This is a genomic window from Dongia soli, from assembly GCF_034044715.1.
GTDB classification, from domain to species: Bacteria; Pseudomonadota; Alphaproteobacteria; order Dongiales; family Dongiaceae; genus Dongia_B; species Dongia_B soli.
The window spans coordinates 1-2,784 of sequence record NZ_JAXCLW010000022.1; the positions used below are offsets into that span (position 1 = coordinate 1).

General features: G+C 55.9%; 4 protein-coding genes. 3 read left to right on the plus strand and 1 reads right to left on the minus strand.

Annotated elements, in window-relative coordinates:
- Positions 1-272: 272 nt before the first annotated feature.
- Complete coding sequence (locus tag SMD27_RS24015; RefSeq protein WP_320510993.1) at positions 273-434, minus strand: hypothetical protein; 162 nt, start codon at positions 432-434, stop codon at positions 273-275.
- A gap of 24 nt (positions 435-458) precedes the next feature.
- Here SMD27_RS24015 and SMD27_RS24020 point away from each other — a divergent pair, with 24 nt between their 5' ends.
- From SMD27_RS24020 to SMD27_RS24030, 3 genes are all read left to right on the plus strand, one after another.
- A complete protein-coding gene (locus SMD27_RS24020; protein WP_320510994.1) occupies positions 459-749 on the plus strand; it encodes a hypothetical protein in 291 nt (96 codons plus the stop codon).
- Between the two features lie 235 nt (positions 750-984).
- Positions 985-2,361 (plus strand): helix-turn-helix domain-containing protein, encoded by a 1,377-nt coding sequence (locus tag SMD27_RS24025; protein WP_320510995.1) that lies wholly within the window; start codon positions 985-987, stop codon positions 2,359-2,361.
- Between the two features lie 227 nt (positions 2,362-2,588).
- On the plus strand, positions 2,589-2,784 hold a 196-nt coding region (locus tag SMD27_RS24030; protein WP_320510996.1), incomplete at its 3' end, for a hypothetical protein.

The window sequence follows — 2,784 nt, forward strand, 5'->3', positions numbered from 1 at the left end:
TTGGTCAAGCTCTACGATGACGCCAAGACATACCCGGACGGGAAATGGCTGACAGTTGAGATTTCATCCGCAGATGAGGGCATGACGTGACGGAGCTTTTGACGATGAAGCGCCCTCCACGGCAAGGCGGTTGAATGGGGCCGAATCGTGACTTTCGCACGCTGCAGACGAAGCCCGAGCCGACGCCGCCCATTCGGTTGCGGTGGAGGTCCGGCGAGCATGATCGGGAGAACACTGGCGATCTCGCCACAGAGGATCCTGGGGGCGGCCTACTATTGTGCAGCGTTCTGCTGCTTAACGCACGCCACGACGTAGCCGTTGATCTTTTCGCTTCCTTTGGCCGCGATGCGAAAAACCTTGCGCAGGTCATCCTTGAGCTTCTTGACGACGGGCGTCCGCACGATCAGAAGACGGATAGCGTGACGCGCACGCATTCAGGGCGTTGAAATCGGAGGTCGATGAAGCTCCGCGACAAGAACACCGACAGCACGCGAAATCCGTTCAAGGTTTCTCCTGCCGCTGCACTGATGCAGCGTGTAGACGCCGTTACTGCCCGCTACGTTATGCTGCGTCGATGGAGTTCGGTGACCGGCACAATGACAAGCCAGGAGTCCGGCCGCGGCCAGGGCAGGTTGGCAATGTCGAAACATCGGCGCGCCAGGGCCTCCGGGTCGGTCTCCTTCAACTTGGCGGTGATGACCGGGGCTGCACATGAAGTCTGTCCTGTCGGTCAGCATGCAGGCGCATAGCCTGTGGCACCCGCCCCAGGTTGTATGTCGCCTGCGGCGCCGATACAGCAGGATGCTGTATGCAAACACTGCCATCGATAACGCAGAAGCGCTTCTACGCCGGTTTTCCATGCCAATTGAAGATTGATCTCGTTTTTCATGCATCCTAAGCTTTCGCTGTCCGTTCGCGCACTGGTGAGACCGCCAGGCGATTAATTAATGGATAACTCTGCCGGCCAAGTGCGGTAGGTGAATAATGGACGGTTCAACGGATCTCTTGCTGCCGAAACACCCGGCTTATCGGCATACTTATGATGTCTATTCTGTGATCGCCGGGGGTCTTGCCCCACCGAATATCGAGGAGGTTTCTACTTCCTGGCGCCGATCCGCATGTCAGTATGGAATCAACCCTGACAAGAGCGAGGCACCCAATATTCTGACGTTGAAGGAAGTTGAGAGCCATCGTCAGGCGTTAGATGACCTAATTTTCTGTGCCCAAGAGGAAATAGATCATCTCTACAAGGTGGTGCGGGACGCCGGCTACACTGTCCTCCTCTGTAACAGGACGGGTGTGGCAGTCGAACATCGCGGCGATGCCACGGCGGCAGACCAGTTCAAAAACTGGGGTGCTTGGCTAGGTGGTGTATTTGCTGAGGAGCTTGAGGGCACAAACGGAATAGGTACCTGCATCGCCGAAGAACGCTCCGTTACCATTCACAGAAGTCAACATTTTCGCTCACGGAACACCGATTTGAGCTGCTCCGGTGCACCGATCTTTGACATAGATGGAACATTGATGGCCGTGCTGGATGTCTCCTCAGTTGACCCGGGACTCTCCGAGTCAGCTCACGGACTTGCAGGCCCTTTGACCATTAAGTCCGCGCGGGCGATCGAAGAGCGATATTTTCGAACCAGGTTTCGGAAGGAATGGATCGTCATGATTGTCCCGCCAGAGGACGATTCCAATGCAATGCTGCTGGCCGTGGACGCGGGTGAGCGCATTATTGCCGCCAATCGATCGGCACGAGACACCTTCCATCTCCAGAATGACGCGTTCCCGTCGGGGCTAAGTTTATGGACCATATTCGTGAAAGACGCTGATCTCTTCCGCCCGACGAAGGCAGAGGACCTCCCCAAAACCCTGACGCGCCAGGGAGATTTCTCGCAATGGCTTGTCCTCGCGACACCGCCACAGAAGGCGTCAAGCCTGTTATATGGCCAAAAGGACGTGGCGTTACACACACGTCCCCGACTAGGCCTTCTTGGCGCTTTGAAAAACCTGCCGCCAAAGACAACGGTATATGGCGGACTCTCACCCCGCACCATGCGCCGAGTGTGCGAGTACATCGAGCAGCATTTTTCGGAGCGCATTCAGATTGCGGAGCTCGCCGGAATTGCTAGCCTTTCAATCTATCACTTCGCACGGCAGTTCAGGGTTTCGGCAGGCGTCACCCCACATATTTACATTACTCGAAAACGTCTCGAGGTAGCTCGCACCATGCTCACGCAGACAGACTTGTCGGTAACAGAAGTTGCTCTGGCGGCGGGCTTTTCCGATCAGAGTCATTTTACGCGGTTATTCCGGCATTTTGTTGGCACGACGCCAGCACGGTTCCGATGGTCCCAGCGTTAAATTGCAGTATCACAAACTGACTTTCGTGGACAAAAACTACATGTGCTGCACGTTGGTCATCGCGATCTCGTCGGTGGTGCCATAGAACTTCAAAACGCGACGCGCCCACGGCGCTCTTCGGTTGCGAAGAGCCTCGTCATGCCATGAAGGTTGCGTCCGATCTTCAGGATCGAGGCCGAGACCGACCGGTATCCTAATCGTAGAAAAGCCATTACGTGGTAGCGGCTGTGACGATCAAAATCGGTTCACTGCGGTATCATCCGTGGGGCGATACCGCAGTGACCCTGCAGACATCTGGATACGCGTTCCCTGCACAGATCGGCAGGACGAAGATCCCCGGCGAAGAAACCTCACTTGTGGTATTTCTGGGCGATTTCGTCGAGCGATGGGTAAAACTGGGTCCATACATCGTCTTTTTTGGCG